Origin of the sequence: Micromonospora globbae, assembly GCF_036184225.1 — a bacterium.
In the GTDB taxonomy this organism is placed as follows: Bacteria; Actinomycetota; Actinomycetes; order Mycobacteriales; family Micromonosporaceae; genus Micromonospora; species Micromonospora globbae.
On sequence record NZ_CP108084.1, the window covers coordinates 5,385,274 to 5,400,176 of the forward strand.

Genomic DNA, 14,903 nt, shown 5'->3' on the forward strand with positions numbered 1-14,903 from the left:
GCGGATCAGCCGTCCACGCGGAAGGTCAGGGTGGTGGTCCCGAGCTGGATCATGTCGCCCGGGTTGAGGGCGACCGCGGAGACCCGCTGGCCGTTGACCATCGTGCCGTTGGTCGAGCCGAGGTCGGTCAGCACGACCTGACCGCCGTCGAAGTCCAGCCGGGCGTGTCGCCGGGAGATGCCGACGTCCGGCAGCCGGAGGTTCGCCTGGTCACCCCGGCCGATGACGGTCGAACCCATCTGCAGCGGGTAGGTGCGCCCGTCGCCGGAGACCAGCCGCACGTTGCGCGCGCCGCCGTGGCCGGGCGGAGGGCCGTAGCCGCCACCCTGGTCGTACGCCGGGTAGGCGGGCGGGCCGGCGTCGTAGCCGGGGCCCGGGACCGGGGCGACGTCGCCGCCGGTGTAGACCTCGGCGGTCACCCGGAACATGCCGGTGTCCAGGCCCTCGCCACGCTCGATCTCGACGATCACGTCGCCGTAGACCGTCCAGGCCTGCTCGCCGATGAACTCCGCCTGCGACTGGGCCAGCTCCTGGGCCAGCGCGGCGGCGTAGGGCGCCAGCCGACTGTGGTCGTACGGCGAGAGATCGATCACGTAGCGGTTGGGCACCAGAGTGCGTCCACCGGCCAGGATGGCCTTGTGCGCCTCTGCCTCCCGCTGCATGGCGTTGAGGATCTCCACGGGGTGGACCACCCCTTTGAAGACCTTGGCGAAGGCCCCCTCGACCAGGCCTTCCAGACGCTTCTCGAAGCGTTGCAGCACGCTCACCGGCTCCTCCTCGGGTCCCGAGGACATGATGGTATCCGGCCGGCGCGCGCGCAGCTCACACGCCGCTCGGCCGCCTGCTCCCGGCCCGTTCGGACGGGCCGCTGTCGTCGTGCTACTCTTTCGTCCGCCACGAACGGTAACCGCTCGTGGCGATGACCGGGACAGCGTAATATGTGCCGGGCCCCGCCGCAGACGGCGAGGTCGACACGGATTACAGTGATCTGGTCGTGCCACGGGGAAGTGGCGGAATGGCAGACGCGCACGGTTCAGGTCCGTGTGCCCGAAAGGGCGTGGGGGTTCAACTCCCCCCTTCCCCACCACCAGACGAGGGCTCCGCGGAAGCGGGGCCCTCGCTGCGTACCGGGGCATGTCGCCCGTCACGCTATGCTCCGATGGTTTCTGCCTCCCATAAACCAGGAGTGGCGTGTGAGTGTCGCGTTGGTGACCGGATCGGGCGGTCTGATCGGCTCCGAGGCGGTGCGGCACTTCGCCGGCCTCGGCCTCGACGTGGTCGGCATCGACAACGACATGCGGCAGCGGTTCTTCGGGGCGGAGGCGTCGACCGCGTGGAACGTCCAGCGCCTCGTCACGGAGCTGGGGTCGTCCTACACACACCACACCATCGACATCCGGGACCGCGACGCCCTGGCGGCGGTCTTCCGCCGGTACGGCTCGGACATCGCCGTGGTGATCCACACCGCGGCCCAGCCGTCGCACGACTGGGCCGTCCGTGACCCGTACACCGACTTCGACGTCAACGCCGGCGGCACGCTCAACGTCCTCCAGAACGTCCGCGAGCACTGCATCGAGGCGCCGGTCATCCACTGCTCGACCAACAAGGTCTACGGCGACCGGCCCAACAGCCTCCCCTTCGTGGAACTGGAGACCCGCTGGGAGATCGAGCCGGGGCACCCGTACGAGCAGGGCATCCGCGAGGACATGTCGATCGACTCCAGCCTGCACTCGATCTTCGGGGCCTCGAAGGTCGCGGCGGACGTGATGGTCCAGGAGTACGGCCGCTACTTCGGCATGCGTACGGCCTGCTTCCGGGGCGGCACGCTCACCGGGCCGGCCCACTCGGCCACCGAACTGCACGGCTTCCTCGGCTACGTCATGCGGGCCAACATGGAGCGCCGCAAGTACCGGATCTACGGGTACCAGGGCAAGCAGGTCCGGGACGCCATCCACAGCTCCGACGTGGTGGCCGCGTTCGAGGCGTTCTTCCGCAACCCGCGCCCGGCCGCGGTCTACAACCTGGGCGGCGGGCGGCACTCCAACATCTCCATGCGGGAGGCGTTCGCCGAGGCCGAGCGGATCACCGGCCACGAGATGATCTCGGAGTACGTCGAGGAGAACCGGGTCGGTGACCACAGGTGGTGGATCGGGTCGAATGAGGCGTTCCAGGCCGACTACCCGGAGTGGAAGCAGATCTACGACGTACCCATGATCATGCGCGAGATCTACGAGGCCAACGTGGAGAAGTGGGTGCCGGCGGCATGAGCCCGCAGCGCAAACGGAACGTGCTCGGCGTCCTGGTCGACGCCACCACGTACGCCGAGGCGACCGAGCAGGTGGTGGCGGCCGCCCAGGAGCGCCGCCCGCTGGCGCTGACCGCGCTGGCCGTGCACGGGGTGATGACCGGCGTGCTCGACCGGGCGCACAACGCCCGGCTCAACGCGTTCGACGTGGTGACGCCCGACGGGCAGCCGGTCCGGTGGGCACTCAACCTGCTGCACCACGCCGGCCTCACCGACCGGGTCTACGGCCCCACGCTGACCCTGCACGTGCTCTCCCGCTGCGCGGACGAGGGTCTGCCGGTCTACCTGTACGGCTCGACCGAGCAGACGCTGGCGCGGCTGATCCCGGCGCTGGAACGGATGTTCCCGGCGCTCAAGATCGCCGGTGTGGAACCGTCCAAGTTCCGCCCCGTGCAGCCGGGCGAGGACGCCGAGATCGCCGACCGCATCCGTTCCAGCGGCGCCCGGCTCGTGCTGGTCGGGCTCGGCTGCCCCCGCCAGGAGGTCTTCGCGTACGCCATGCGGCCGCTGCTCGACATGCCGCTGATGGCCGTCGGCGCGGCCTTCGACTACCACGCCGGGCTGCTCCGTAAGCCCCCGGCGTGGATGCAGCGGGCCGGCCTCGAGTGGTTCTGGCGTCTCGGCCTGGAGCCCAGGCGGCTCTGGCGCCGGTACGTGATCCTCAACCCGGCCTTCCTGAGCCGGCTGCTCGCGCAGAAGGTGGGGCTCTGGAAGGCGACCCCGCCGGCGCCGGCCACCGAGCGCCCCGCGACCTTCGCGGTCTGACGCACGTGCGAGGGCCCCTCCCGACCGGGAGGGGCCCTCGTCCGTCCCTGGTCAGAGGGTCAGCGTCCAGGTGTTGATGTAGCCGCTGTCACCCGAGTAGACGTCGCGCACCCGCAGCTGCCAGGTGCCGTTCGCCGCCTCGCTCGACAGGTTGGCCGTGTAGGTCGTGTTCACGTTGTCGGCGCCGTCGAAGATGCTGCTGTTCTTCAGGCGGTACGACGAACCGTCCGGGGCCACCAGGTCGATGACCAGGTCGCCGCGGTAGGTGTGCACGATGTTCACGGCGATCTGGGAACTCGCCGACGCGTTGCGGCCGCACCCGGAGATCACGATGGGGCTGGACACGGTGGCGCCGGTGTCCGGGATCGCCACGTCGGTGCCGTTCGTGCCGGAGCAGCCGCCCCCGGTTCCGGTCACGGTCAGCGTGTACGTGGCCGTACGGCTGCCGGCCGTGCCCGTGCCGGTCACGGTGACCGTGTAGGTGCCGGGCGGCGTGCTCGCCGAGGTGGCGATCGTGAGGGTGGACGAGCCGCCCGAGGTCACCGTCGACGGGCTGAACGACGCCGTGGCCCCGCTCGGCAGCCCGCTCGCGGAGAGGCTGACCGACTGGGCGGAGCCGCTCGTGGTGGCCGTGCCGACGGTCGCCGTCACGGACCCGCCCGGCGCGGTGGAGCCCGAGGTGGGCGACACCGAGACGGAGAAGTCGTTGGTCGGCGGCGGGGTGTCCCCGTTCACGACGTAGAGCAGCCGGTTCGGGGTGCCGGTACCCACGTTGCTCACCACGTTCGGCGTCGCGTTGTCGACGAGGTTGTCGCGCACCTGCTGCGGAGTCCACGTCGGGTTGGCCGACAGGACGAGGGCCGCGGCACCGGCGACGTGCGGCGAGGCCATGGAGGTGCCGCTGATGGTGTTCGTCGCCGTGTTGCTCGTGTACCAGGCGGAGGTGATGTCCACGCCCGGCGCCAGGATGTCGACGCAGGTGCCGTAGTTGGAGAAGCTCGCGGCGGCGTCGTTGCTCTGGGTCGCGCCCACGGTGATCGCCGGGCCCACCCGGGCGGGCGAGTAGTTGCAGGCGTTCTGCCGGTTGCCGAAGATGTCGCCGTTGCCGGCCGCGACCGCGTACGTGATGCCGGAGTTGATCGAGTTGGTGACCGCCGTGTCGATGGCGCTGTTGGCCGAGCCGCCGAGGCTCATGTTCGCCACCGCCGGCTTGACGGCGTTCGCGGTCACCCAGTCGATGCCGGCCACCACCTGGGCGTTGGTGCCGCTGCCCTGGCAGTTGAGCACCCGGACGCCGACGAGCTGCACGCCCTTGGCCACCCCGTACGCCGAGCCGCCCACCGTGCCGGCGACGTGCGTGCCGTGGCCGTTGCAGTCGTCGGCGGAGCCGCCGTCGATCGCGTCGTAGCCGGACACGGCCCGGCCGCCGAAGTCGTTGTGCGTGAACCGGATGCCGGTGTCGATGATGTAGGCGCGCACGTTCGACGCCGTGTTCGGGTAGGTGTAGGAGCTGTTCAGCGGCAGGTTCCGCTGGTCGATGCGGTCGAGGCCCCACGACGGCGGGTTGGTCTGGGTGCCGGCGATCGAGACGGTGTGGTTCTGCTCGACGTACGCCACGGCGGGGTCCGCGGCGATCCGCGCGGCGGCCTTCGCGTCCACGCGGACCTCGAAGCCGCGCAGCGCCGCGCCGTAGGTGCGGGCCACCGAGCCGCCGTGCCGGCCGACCAGGCGGCGGGCGTTGTCGGCGACCGTGTTCCGGCTGACCGCCGTGTCCTTGAAGACGACGATGTAGCTGTCGGCCACCGCGGTGTCCCCACCCGCCGCCCGGATCACCCCGGTCGGTTCGGCGGCCAGCGCGGGTGTGGCGGCGGCCAGCATGGTCAGCGTGGCCACCCCGACGAGCACGGACCTGTGGGCAAGAGCCATCTCTACCTCCCTCCGACCGGCAGCCGCCCGACACGGGTCGCGCTCGGATCGACGGCTACCGATCTAGCAGAGAGTAGATCGGCATGGTGACGCAGAGAAACATGTCGAATCTTTCATAACGCGACAGGATGCCCCTACGGGGACCGCGTCCGGGACGAACGGGGGACGCGCCCGGATTCGCCGGCCGCCCTGGCGGGCAAGACTGTCCCACATGGAGAGCCATCTCGCCGTCCTGCTGCCGATCACCGCGGTGTGGCTGGCCGCCGGCCTCGTCGCGGACGGGCTGCCGCGGCTGGACCACGCCGGTGTCCTGCGCCGGCGCGCCGGGTGGCTCCTCGCCCTGACCCTCGCCGGTCTCGCGTCGACCGCGGCCGTCCTGGTCGCCGGCCTCATGAGCCCCGGACGCACGCCGGTCGACCGGGCCGCCGGCACCCTCGACGCCGTGGCCCTCGCCGCGCTCGTGGTCGCCGCCTGCACCGTACGCCGGGTGCACCGGCTGCGGGCCGGCGCCGGCGCGTTCGCCACCGCGCCCGGTACGCCCGCGCCGCACGGTCTGCGGGCCGCCGCGGCGCACCCGTTGATCGCCCTGCCGTTGCAGGTGACCACCCTGCTGACGGTGCCGGCGCTGGTCGCCGCGAGTGGGAACGACCGACTCGCCGCGCCGGACGTCACCGGCCCGGCGATCACCGTGGGCGCGCTCGCGGTCCTGGCCGTCGGGATCCGGCACGCCCTGCGGCACAACCGGCTCGCCGAGCGGGCCCGCCAGCCGCAACCGCCCTCAGCGCGAGCGGCTCGTCCCCTGCACGTATAGCAGTTCGAGGATGGCGCGGGTCGCCTCGAACCAGCGGTCCAGCCAGCCGGGAGGGGGCACGCTGCCCTTCGGCGGCAGCTCCATGAGCAGTCCCCGCAGCAGCGGGTGGTCGACGAGCGATTCACCGGGCTCCGGGGACCAGCCGGTCGTCGGGAAGGACGGCTCGGTGAGCGGGTTCGGGTCCAGCGACGGCAGGGTGAGCGGGCCGGACTGCTCGGGCGCCGGCGCCTCCCGCCCGGCGACCTCCGCGTCGTTCGAGACCACCTCGGTGAGGACGGTGTCCCTCCGCGCGCCGCGGTACTTGCCGCCGAACCGCTCCGGCTTCCCCGGCCCGTTGGTGAGGTTCTCTGAACCGATCGTCGTCATCCGTCTCGCCTGCCTCGCTCGGTTACCGATCCCCGTGGCCGGTTGTCGACCGGCGTCGTACCGACGGGTACAACGAGGCGGAGCGCATGTGGCGACGGGATTTCCGACGGATCCTCGCCGGCCGGCAGCGCACGAGCGCAGGCCGGGCCGGGCGTGGCGTGGCCGGGACCCGCCCGCGTGTCGCGGGACCGGGGTCGGGCGTGGCGGGGCCCCCGCCCGGGGCTACCGGGTCGGGGGCCCACCGGGTATGTCAGGCCGGACCCAACGCGCCGTCCCGGGTGCCGGCGACGAAGGCCCGCCAGTCAGCCGGGGCGAAGACCAGGGCCGGCCCGGACCGGTCCTTCGAGTCCCGGACGCCGACCGCTCCGGTCACGTACGCCACCTCCACGCAGTTGTCACAGTTCGGCCCGCTCTTCGAGCTCTTGAACCACGTGGCCTGCGTCAGGTCCACGGAGAACCCCTTGGTCGCCATTTCCACAACGGCTCCTCTGCCAGTTTCGCGATGTGTGCGATGGATTCCTCTGGACGAATGGCCGCCGCTCGGATGTGATCGAAGATGAAGCTGTACTTCTGCAGTTCGTCGCTCTTCTCGAGGAAGAGCCCACCCGTGGCGTTCTCCGCGTACACGACATCCGGATCACCGGGCTCGGGGAAGCTGAGGATCGTGAAGGTGCCGTCCATGCCGGCGTGCGCCCCCACCTCGAAGGGCAGGATCTGCAACGTCACGTTCGGCAGTTCGGCGACCTCGACCAGCCGTCGCAGCTGGTTCCGCATCACCTCGTCCCCGCCCACCGGACGGCTCACCACCGCCTCATCGAGCACCACCCACAGATCGACCGGATCATCCTGAGTCAGCAACGACTGTCGACCGAGGCGGACACGGACACGTTGTGCGACCTGGTCCGGCGTGAAGTCCGGCCGGGCGGCACGGATCATCGCGCTCGCGTACTCCTCGGTCTCCAGGAGCCCGGGCACCACCTGCTGTTCGTACGCCCGGATCGAGCTGGCCGCGGCCTCCAGCCCGACGTACGCACCGACCAGCACCGTGCTGTACGGGTGCCACCAGCCCTTCTGGCGAGCCTCCCGGGCGATCTGGACCAGTTCGTCGCTCTCCGCGCCGACCACGCCGTAGATGCGGAGCATGTCCCGCACGTCGCGCGGCGTGGCCGTCGTGTGGCCCGTCTCGATCCGGGAGATCTTCGACGCCGAGCACTCCAGCTGCTCCGCCACCGCCTCGATGGTGATGCCGGCCGCCTCGCGCTGACGCCGCAGTTCCGCGCCGAGGCGCCGGCGCCGGATCGTCGGGCTGCGCCGCTCGCTCACGGCATCACCCGCCGAACCGGTCCACTCCACGCGTGCGGGGATGTCGCCTGGGAATGGTGGCTGCTCGCCCTCACCCGCCTACCTCCGGTCGACGCGTTCGTGGTCGCCGCCCGCCATGACGCGACGCTCGGTGGGCGGACGTTCGCGGCAGGGATGGTGCCGGTCGTCGACCGGCCGCGGCGGGCGAAACCGGCCCTCAGTGTGCCGTCCCGACACCGACGGCTTCAAGCGTCGATTTGCGCGACGCACTCACGTATCGGCAAAAGTCGACGTGCAACTTGCATGAAGGACGCCACTGGTGCACTCTGTCGGTATGACGCGGGTTACTCACCGTCTCCGTCCCGTCCCTGATCGTGATCAACACGGCCGGGGCGGGCCGCCGGACGGCGGGGGCCCGGTCCGCGGCAACCAGACCTGCACCGGGTAGATGACCCCGTCGCTGCACGTCAGCTGACTGCGGCGGTGGGTGCGGCGCCCGGAGCAGCCGGGTGATGGTCGGGTGGCGGCACGCCACCAGCGGGTACGGCCCGACCACCACCACCCGCTCCACGACCGGTACGCGAGGCACGACCTGGCGCGCCGGAGAAAGTCCCCCCGACGAGACTCGCCGGCAATTGCCGGCCAATCCTCCCCAGGAGCCCATGTGCTTCCCCGCTCTGGTGACGTACTGCACGTGACTCGCGCGGCGAGTGTCCAGTTCCTCCGGCCCATCATGTTCCGGGTGATCCGGGTGCTCGACTGGCCGACCTACGACGGTTGGCTCTGGCTCGACGGCTACGAGTTGAACGCGGCGGGGGACGCGGTCAACCGGCGCTCGATCTTCGTCCAGCGGCAGGGGCTGCGCCAGTTGCGGTCCGCCCCGCAGCCGCAGCCGCGGCCGCACACCGTACGGCAGCGGCGGCCGGTCGCCCGTACGCCGGTCCGGGTCGGCTGACCGCCGCCAAACCGCCGTTCGTGGGCGTGTCTCGCCTTTAGAATCAGAGCACGCCCACCCCGGCAGTTCCACCCCGCGCGTTCCAGGGCCCCGAACCTGGGATGGCCATGCTCGATCAGCCCGCCGCGCGGCGGCACCACCGCTCCCGTATCGCCTACGCATTCGGACTCCTGGCGCTCTTCGGCGCCGCGATGACCCTCGTCGTCGTGATCCGGGACCCGGCTCTCTCCTCCACCCAACTGCCCGAACCGGTGCCGGCCCCCGAGATCACCGTGATCGGTGAGAGCGCCTCGCCGGATCCCGAGGACGAACCCGGCTGGAACGGCACGCCCGGCGCGGACGACCCGTCCGGCGACCCGAACGTCGGGGCCACGCCGGGCCAGGACGGCCTGGCAACCGGCTCCGGCGCGGGCGCGCTGGCCGGTGAGGCGGAGGCTGCCGGCCCCCACTCGCCGTCGGACATCCGCCGGTCGCTCTTCTGGTCCGGCGTCCTCGGGCTGACGATCTCGCTGGCCGGACTGGGCCTGGTGGGCACGAGACGCCGGATGTGGTGACGGCCCTTCGGATCGCCGGATGTGGTGACGGCCTTCGGGTCGGCGCGCCGGTGACCTCTGCGGGTCGGCACGCCGGGACGGCACGTCTGTCCTCGACGACCCACGTTCCGGCCGGCAGCCGGTGCCCCTGCTCAGGACGTCGGCGTCGCCGTGGGGCTCGACGGGGACGGGCTCGGGGACTCCGACGGGGTGGGCTCGGAGACCAGGAGCAGGATCTCGTCGTCCTCGTCGATCAGTTCGCCCGACTCGGGTTCGGTGTCGATCACGAGGCCCGGCGGCAGCGACGACGGGCGGTACTCCACGCGGTAGCTCAACCCGACCCGGTCCAGCAGCGCCTCGGCGGTCTCCAACGGCAGGCCGGCCAGCGGCGGCACGGGTACGCCCGCCGCCTCGGTGGTCGGCGGGGCACTGGTCGGCGGCGAGGTGGTCGGCTCGGCCGACGTCGGGGCGGCACTCGTCGGCGCCGAGGTCGTCAGCGGGGCGGACGGGGTCGGCTCCGGGCCGGGCTGCTCGTCCTCGGCGTTGCTCACCAGCCACAACGCGACACCGAGCAGGGCGAGCAGGAGCAGCACCAGGATCCCCCAGAGGATCGGCGACCACCAGCGCCGGCCGCCCTGGTCCTCCGCGTACCACTCGGCGGTCGGCTCGCGGTACTCCGCCGTCCGCGGCCGCACCTCGGCGCGGCCGGACCAGGGCCGTTCCGGTGGCAGTGGGGCCGTGGCGTCCGCGGGCCCGGACGGCTCGGCCGGACCGGGCAGACGTCGGGTCCGGTCGTCGGGCTCCTCGCCCGGGCGCGGCATCGGTCGCGTCTCGTCGCCCTCGTCACCCGGACGCGGCAGGGGTCGGGTCTCGTCGCCCTCGTGGCCCCCGGCGGGCGGCTCCTGGCGGTCGTCGCTCATCGCACGTCCTTTCCCGAGCCGGGCGGGCGGGTCGGGGGTCGGTGCTGGTCGACGCCACCGTGCCGGCCGAGGGTCGGCCTCTCACCGCCAACCTAACGGTCCGTGTCACCATCGGCCCGCATCGACGTGCCGGACCCGGCGCGCGGGTCCGGTCGTGGCGAGACCCGTACGCCCAGGGCGTGGCGTCGTGGCGGGACCGCCCGGTCCGTCAGGACGTCGGTGCGACCGACGGGCTGGCGTCCTCCTCGGTGCCGCACCAGATCCGCACCTGGTCGTTCCACCGCGCGGTGCTCCCGCCGGCCGGCTCCTGCCGGAGCACCGTGCCGCGCTTCCCGCTCGGGTACTGCGGGTAGAGGCCCTTCTCGCCCAGCTCGTCGGCGGCCTCGTCGCAGTCGTCGTCGACGACGTCCGGCACGTCGGTGGTCGGCGCCGGACCGGTCACGTAGAGGGTCACCGTCGACCCGCGCCGGATCGCCGTGCCCACCTCGGGTTCCGTCCGCTCCACCGTGCGGCCCGTGCCGGTGCCGAACACCAACCGCCAGCCCAGCCGCCGGTCGCGCAGCTCGTCCCGGGCCTCGACGAAGTCCGTGCCGATCACGGGAGGAACGGTCAGGCCGGAGGCGGACGACGCCGAGGTGCGCGGCGCCGACGGTGTGGTGCGGGTGGCCGTCGGCCGCCGGGTGGGCGGGACGCTGGGACCCCCGGTGGTGCTCGTCGCGGCCACCGGTGTCTCCGGCGGCACGTCCTCCTCGCCGGCCAGCAGCCAACCCCCGGTCGCCCCGATCGCGGCGAGCAGCACGGTGACCAGCCCGCCACCCAGCACCAGGCCCAGCCGGCCCGGTCCGCCACCGCTTCCCGCGACGTGTCCGCTCGTGTTCCCGTCCGTCATGCCACCGCCTCAGTCCCCGGCGACCGTACCGGTCACCGCCAAGCCGCCTGCGCCACCCGCCGCCGTCCCGCCGGGCATCGACGGCTCGCCGCGCCGACGACGGGACGTTACGCTGCCCCGCATGGCCAGACGCGGCTGGGGAGGATCGATCGCGACCGCGGTCGGCGTTGCTGCCGGCACCGGTGCCGCCCAACTGGGCTTCGGCTACGGGCTGGGCATCATCAACTGGGCGCCGGCCGACGCCGGTGCCGGCCCGGCGGCCTGGGTCGCCGGCCTCATCTGGGCCACCTGGATCGCCGCCACGTCGACGGTGCTGGGCGCCGTCTGCGCGTACCGCCTGCACGAGCGCGCCCTCGCCGCCGCGACGGCGGGGCCACGGCCCGGCCGACCCGACGCCCCGCCGGACGCTCCAGCGGCCGACAGCGGCGCGCCCGCTGCCAGCGACCCGTCCGCGGCCGTCAGCGGTCCGCCCGACGCGCCGGCCGACAGCGGGACGCCCACCGCCGACAGTGCCGCGACGCCGCCGGTCCGGCACCGCGGCGACCGCCTCGGGCGGGTCGGCCTCGCCGTGGCCGCCGGTCTGGGCGGTCTGATCACCGTGCTGCTGATCGCGGTGCCGGCGCGGGTCGCGGCCGCACCGGACACCGGCACCCCGCAGCGGGTGGCGGCCGCGTACGCGGCGATCGGCGTCCTGACGGGTGTGCTGGCCGCGCTCTGGGCGCTGCGCTCCCGCGCCGCCGCGACCAACGTGATCGCGACGGTGGCCTGGCTCTGGCTGCTCGCCGTCGTCGCGGTGGTCGACGGGGTCCTCGCCGGCCGCGGTCTGACCAGCGCCCAGCTCGGCATCTGGCAGATCAGCTCGGACCGCCCCGAGTTCTGGATCCGCGACTACCTCTACTGGCCGGGTGCGTTGCTGTCGCTCGGCTCGGCACTGGTGATCGGACTGCTCGCCGTGCGGCGGGGCGCCCGGTCGGCCGAGCAGCGCATCGGCGCGGCGGCCTCCGGCGCGGCCGGCCCGCTGCTCGTGGCGGTCGCGTACCTCCTCGCGGTGCCGCGGCTGTCGGCGATCAGCCCCGAGCAGGTGTCGGCCCACCTGATCGCCCCGTACGCGGTGATCGTCGGTATCGGCGGCTCGGTGCTGGTGGCGGCGCTCGCCCAGCGTGCCGAGCGGCGCGCGGCGGCGCGGAGCGCCGGCGGCAGCGTCCCGAGCCCGTCCGACCGGCCCGCCCCCGCACTGGAGGGCGACGAGGGCCGACCGGACGCCGCGGGCGCGACGACGGCACCGGGCGTGGTCGGCGAATCCGTGCCGCCGGCGGCTATCGGGGGAGCCGCGGCGCCAACCCCGGTCGCGGACGTGGAGGCGGCGCCGGCCGGCCGGGCAGCCGGGGCGAAGGCCGGTACGACGGCCGCCACCGACGGATCCACGCGAGAGCCCGCGGCGCCGCGCGTGCCGGCGCCGCGCACGGGGGAGGCGGACCGGCTCGCGGGCGCGGAGACCGCCGCCGCGCCGGCCACGGAGACCCAGGCGCCGACGAGCCCTCGCCGGAGCCGGTCACCGCGACGCACGAGCTGACCGAGGGCCACCGCGACGGACGGCCTGGGAGCGGCCGCGACGGACGGTGTCGGTGCGCCCGCGACGGACGGTTGCGGGGCGCCCGCGACGGCCGCGGCCCCGGGCGCTCCGGCGCTCGCCACCTGATCTAGTCGACGGGCCAGGTGTGCACCGGCTCGTTGGTGCGCTGGTGTTCGGCGTAGCGCTGCACCATGTGGTGCAGGGCCGCGTCGCGGTCCATGCCCCGGTGCCGTTCCGCGGCCCAGACGGTCTCGGCCTGCCAGGCCGCGCCGTTGCGGCCGGTGCGGCAGCGCTGCTCGATGACGCCGAGCAACCGGTCCCGTTCCGCCGGGGCGACCCCGAACCGGTCCAGCCCGACGGCGGCCTTCGGCAGCAGCACGTCGAGCACGAGCTCGGTCACCGGCACGTCACCGAGCCGGGGCCAGTGCAGGACGGCCTCCATGCCCCGGCGCGCGGCCGCGTGGAAGTTCTCCTCCGCGGAGCTGAAGGTGAGCTGGCTCCAGATCGGCCGGTCGGCCTCGGCGAGCGCGCGGGTCAGACCGAAGTAGAAGGCCGCGTTGGCCAGCATATCCACGACCGTGGGCCCGGCCGGCAACACCCGGTTCTCCACGCGCAGGTGCGGACGGCCGTCCATGATGTCGTACACCGGGCGGTTCCAGCGGTAGACCGTGCCGTTGTGCAGCCGCAGCTCGCCGAGCTGGGGCACCCCGCCGGCGTGCAGCACCTCCACCGGGTCCTCGTCCTCGCAGATCGGCAGCAGCGGGGGGAAGTACCGGACGTTCTCCTCGAACAGGTCGAAGATCGAGGTGATCCACCGCTCGCCGAACCACACCCGGGGGCGTACGCCCTGCGCCTTGAGTTCGTCGGGGCGGGTGTCGGTGGCCTGCTCGAACAGCGCGATGCGCGTCTCCGCCCAGAGCTGCCGGCCGTACAGGTAGGGCGAGTTCGCGCCGATCGCCACCTGCGCCGCCGCGATGGCCTGGGACGCGTTCCAGTAGTCGGCGAAGCTGTCCGGCGCGACCTGGAGGTGGAACTGGAGGCTGGTGCAGGCCGCCTCGGGCGCGATCGAGTCGGTGTGGGTACGCAGCCGCTCGACACCACGGATGTCCAGCTCGATGTCCTCGCCCCGGGCGCCCACGATCTGGTCGTTGAGCACGCGGTAGCGCTCGTTCGTGGACAGGTTGTCCGCCACGAGGTGCCGCTCCGTGAGGGTGGGCAGGATGCCGACGAGCAGGATCTTCGCGTCCGACCGGGCGGCCCGCTCGTCCGCCCGGGCGAGGCTGCCGCAGAGGTCGCGCTCGTAGTCGGCGAAACCCACGCCCTCGATGAGCCGCGGCGGCGCGTTCAGTTCGAGGTTGAACTGGCCCAGCTCGGTCTGGAAGAGCGGATCGGCGATGTCGGCGAGGATCTTCTCGTTCCGCATCGCCGGCTCGGCCGTCGAGTCGATCAGGTTGAGCTCGATCTCCAGGCCGGTCATCGGCCGGTCGGCGTCGAAGCCGAAGTCGTCCAGCATCAGCGCGAAGACGTCGAGGCACCGCCGGACCTTCTGCCGGTAGCGGACCCGGTCCTCCCGGGAGAAGGCGCCCTGCGAGACGTCCCTGCCCATGTGCCCTCCCGGCATAAGGCGCATCCGGGGCCGTGGCCTCCCCGTGCGCGTTGTCAGCCCATTACGTTAAGTGCGCACACCTCGCGAAAACCAGAGGCCGATTCCGATAGTCCGTCCATCGGGACCGCCCGCGGCCTGCCGCGACGTGCGCTCCCGGGCATCTCTACCCCGTCGGGTCGCTCCCGCCCCGCCGCCGGCGGGCAAAAGGCCGTGACGATTCGCACGCGAAGACGGCACGGGGCCCGCGCCGGACTCGGCGCGGGCCCCGGACGTGCGGGACAGGTCAGGCCTGACGGATGGCCTCGCCCTCGATCTCGATCTTGACCTTCTTGCCGACCAGCACGCCACCGCTCTCCAGGGCGACGTTCCAGGTCAGGCCGAACTCCTCGCGGTCGATCTCGGTCTTCGCGGAGAATCCGAAGATGTCCTGCCCGAAGGGGCTCCGGCCGACGCCCTCGAAGTCGACCTCCAGCTCGACCGGGCGGGTGACGTCCTTGATGGTCAGCTCGCCGGTCAGGACGAACTCGTTGCCGTCGCGCGACTTCACCCCGGTGCTCCGGAACTCCAGCGTCGGGAACTTCTCCACGTCCAGGAAGTCGCCGCTGCGCAGGTGCCCGTCACGGTCGGCCTGGCCGGTCTGGATGCTGGCGGCCTGGATGGTCGCGGTGACCGAGGACTGCATGGGGTCCTCCGCGACGGTGATGGTGGCGGCGGCGTCGGTGAACTCGCCGCGTACCTTGGACACCATCATGTGGCGCGCGACGAACCCGACGCGCTTGTGAGCCGCGTCCAGCACGTAGGTGCCGGGAGTCGGGATCGTGAGACCCTCCCACTCGCGGGTGACGGCCTCGGTGCTGCTGGTCATGGCTTTCCTCCAGGGAATGGTTTAGTAGCCCAACGGCTGCCTCAGCAACTATAGCGAGAGCAATATTCCCCGTGTCAAGTACTGGTA

15 protein-coding genes and 1 tRNA gene are annotated in these 14,903 nt (G+C 72.7%); 7 read left to right on the forward strand and 9 right to left on the reverse strand.

Going from position 1 to position 14,903, the window contains the following annotated elements; genetic code table 11:
- Positions 1-5: 5 nt before the first annotated feature.
- Entirely contained in the window at positions 6-794 is a 789-nt protein-coding gene (locus OG994_RS24385) for an FhaA domain-containing protein (RefSeq protein ID WP_120328252.1), read from the reverse strand.
- A 207-nt stretch (positions 795-1,001) separates the two neighbouring features.
- Between OG994_RS24385 and OG994_RS24390 the strand changes: the two genes are divergently transcribed.
- The 3 genes from OG994_RS24390 (at position 1,002) to OG994_RS24400 (ending at position 3,070) form a co-directional block, all read left to right on the forward strand.
- Positions 1,002-1,087 (forward strand) — tRNA-Leu (locus OG994_RS24390).
- Between the two features lie 64 nt (positions 1,088-1,151).
- Positions 1,152-2,267, forward strand: coding sequence for an NAD-dependent epimerase/dehydratase family protein (locus OG994_RS24395; protein WP_328851093.1), 1,116 nt, complete (start codon positions 1,152-1,154; stop codon positions 2,265-2,267).
- Positions 2,264-3,070 (forward strand): WecB/TagA/CpsF family glycosyltransferase, encoded by an 807-nt coding sequence (locus OG994_RS24400; RefSeq protein WP_328851094.1) that lies wholly within the window; start codon positions 2,264-2,266, stop codon positions 3,068-3,070. The genes OG994_RS24395 and OG994_RS24400 overlap by 4 nt, the downstream gene beginning before the upstream one ends.
- Positions 3,071-3,121: 51 nt before the next feature.
- Here OG994_RS24400 and OG994_RS24405 read toward each other — a convergent pair whose 3' ends face one another.
- A complete protein-coding gene (locus OG994_RS24405; protein ID WP_120328254.1) occupies positions 3,122-4,996 on the reverse strand; it encodes a S8 family peptidase in 1,875 nt (624 codons plus the stop codon).
- A 211-nt stretch (positions 4,997-5,207) separates the two neighbouring features.
- Between OG994_RS24405 and OG994_RS24410 the strand changes: the two genes are divergently transcribed.
- Positions 5,208-5,807 (forward strand): hypothetical protein, encoded by a 600-nt coding sequence (locus OG994_RS24410; protein ID WP_328851095.1) that lies wholly within the window; start codon positions 5,208-5,210, stop codon positions 5,805-5,807.
- Here OG994_RS24410 and OG994_RS24415 read toward each other — a convergent pair.
- The 3 genes from OG994_RS24415 to OG994_RS24425 all read right to left on the reverse strand — a co-directional run bounded on the left by OG994_RS24415 (position 5,775) and on the right by OG994_RS24425 (position 7,496).
- Entirely contained in the window at positions 5,775-6,173 is a 399-nt protein-coding gene (locus tag OG994_RS24415) for a hypothetical protein (RefSeq protein WP_120328256.1), read from the reverse strand. The genes OG994_RS24410 and OG994_RS24415 overlap by 33 nt on opposite strands.
- A 250-nt stretch (positions 6,174-6,423) precedes the next feature.
- Positions 6,424-6,645 (reverse strand): DUF397 domain-containing protein, encoded by a 222-nt coding sequence (locus tag OG994_RS24420; RefSeq protein WP_120328257.1) that lies wholly within the window; start codon positions 6,643-6,645, stop codon positions 6,424-6,426.
- A complete protein-coding gene (locus tag OG994_RS24425) occupies positions 6,615-7,496 on the reverse strand; it encodes a helix-turn-helix domain-containing protein (RefSeq protein WP_120328258.1) in 882 nt (293 codons plus the stop codon). Before OG994_RS24425 ends, OG994_RS24420 begins: the two co-directional genes overlap by 31 nt.
- A 643-nt stretch (positions 7,497-8,139) precedes the next feature.
- On the opposite strand from OG994_RS24425, the gene OG994_RS24430 reads away from it, so the two are divergent.
- Both OG994_RS24430 and OG994_RS24435 read left to right on the forward strand, forming a co-directional pair.
- Positions 8,140-8,430: a hypothetical protein gene (locus tag OG994_RS24430; protein ID WP_120328259.1), complete on the forward strand. Its 291-nt coding sequence runs from the start codon at positions 8,140-8,142 to the stop codon at positions 8,428-8,430.
- A gap of 101 nt (positions 8,431-8,531) precedes the next feature.
- The gene (locus OG994_RS24435; RefSeq protein WP_328851096.1) at positions 8,532-8,984 is read left to right on the forward strand and encodes a hypothetical protein; all 453 of its coding nucleotides are present in this window, start codon (positions 8,532-8,534) and stop codon (positions 8,982-8,984) included.
- A gap of 131 nt (positions 8,985-9,115) precedes the next feature.
- Here OG994_RS24435 and OG994_RS24440 read toward each other — a convergent pair whose 3' ends face one another.
- Positions 9,116-9,883, reverse strand: a complete 768-nt coding sequence (locus tag OG994_RS24440; RefSeq protein ID WP_328851097.1) for a PASTA domain-containing protein — start codon at positions 9,881-9,883, stop codon at positions 9,116-9,118.
- Between the two features lie 208 nt (positions 9,884-10,091).
- Positions 10,092-10,772, reverse strand: coding sequence for a PASTA domain-containing protein (locus tag OG994_RS24445; RefSeq protein WP_328851098.1), 681 nt, complete (start codon positions 10,770-10,772; stop codon positions 10,092-10,094).
- Between the two features lie 121 nt (positions 10,773-10,893).
- Between OG994_RS24445 and OG994_RS24450 the strand changes: the two genes are divergently transcribed.
- Entirely contained in the window at positions 10,894-12,345 is a 1,452-nt protein-coding gene (locus OG994_RS24450) for a hypothetical protein (RefSeq protein ID WP_328851099.1), read from the forward strand.
- A gap of 127 nt (positions 12,346-12,472) precedes the next feature.
- On the opposite strand, the gene OG994_RS24455 is transcribed toward OG994_RS24450, so the two are convergent.
- The gene (locus tag OG994_RS24455) at positions 12,473-13,951 is read right to left on the reverse strand and encodes a glutamate--cysteine ligase (RefSeq protein ID WP_120328264.1); all 1,479 of its coding nucleotides are present in this window, start codon (positions 13,949-13,951) and stop codon (positions 12,473-12,475) included.
- Positions 13,952-14,234: 283 nt separating this feature from the next.
- Positions 14,235-14,816: a YceI family protein gene (locus tag OG994_RS24460; RefSeq protein WP_120328265.1), complete on the reverse strand. Its 582-nt coding sequence runs from the start codon at positions 14,814-14,816 to the stop codon at positions 14,235-14,237.
- Between the last annotated feature and the right edge of the window lie 87 nt (positions 14,817-14,903).

Bases quoted from the DNA above. Each gene is read 5' to 3' on its own strand.
- OG994_RS24385 (WP_120328252.1), bottom strand. From the start codon at position 794: ATGTCCTCGGGACCCGAGGAGGAGCCGGTGAGCGTGCTGCAACGCTTC.
- OG994_RS24395 (WP_328851093.1), top strand. From the start codon at position 1,152: ATGCTCCGATGGTTTCTGCCTCCCATAAACCAGGAGTGGCGTGTGAGT.
- OG994_RS24400 (WP_328851094.1), top strand. From the start codon at position 2,264: ATGAGCCCGCAGCGCAAACGGAACGTGCTCGGCGTCCTGGTCGACGCC.
- OG994_RS24405 (WP_120328254.1), bottom strand. From the start codon at position 4,996: ATGGCTCTTGCCCACAGGTCCGTGCTCGTCGGGGTGGCCACGCTGACC.
- OG994_RS24410 (WP_328851095.1), top strand. From the start codon at position 5,208: ATGGAGAGCCATCTCGCCGTCCTGCTGCCGATCACCGCGGTGTGGCTG.
- OG994_RS24415 (WP_120328256.1), bottom strand. From the start codon at position 6,173: ATGACGACGATCGGTTCAGAGAACCTCACCAACGGGCCGGGGAAGCCG.
- OG994_RS24420 (WP_120328257.1), bottom strand. From the start codon at position 6,645: ATGGCGACCAAGGGGTTCTCCGTGGACCTGACGCAGGCCACGTGGTTC.
- OG994_RS24435 (WP_328851096.1), top strand. From the start codon at position 8,532: ATGGCCATGCTCGATCAGCCCGCCGCGCGGCGGCACCACCGCTCCCGT.
- OG994_RS24440 (WP_328851097.1), bottom strand. From the start codon at position 9,883: ATGAGCGACGACCGCCAGGAGCCGCCCGCCGGGGGCCACGAGGGCGAC.
- OG994_RS24445 (WP_328851098.1), bottom strand. From the start codon at position 10,772: ATGACGGACGGGAACACGAGCGGACACGTCGCGGGAAGCGGTGGCGGA.
- OG994_RS24450 (WP_328851099.1), top strand. From the start codon at position 10,894: ATGGCCAGACGCGGCTGGGGAGGATCGATCGCGACCGCGGTCGGCGTT.
- OG994_RS24455 (WP_120328264.1), bottom strand. From the start codon at position 13,951: ATGGGCAGGGACGTCTCGCAGGGCGCCTTCTCCCGGGAGGACCGGGTC.
- OG994_RS24460 (WP_120328265.1), bottom strand. From the start codon at position 14,816: ATGACCAGCAGCACCGAGGCCGTCACCCGCGAGTGGGAGGGTCTCACG.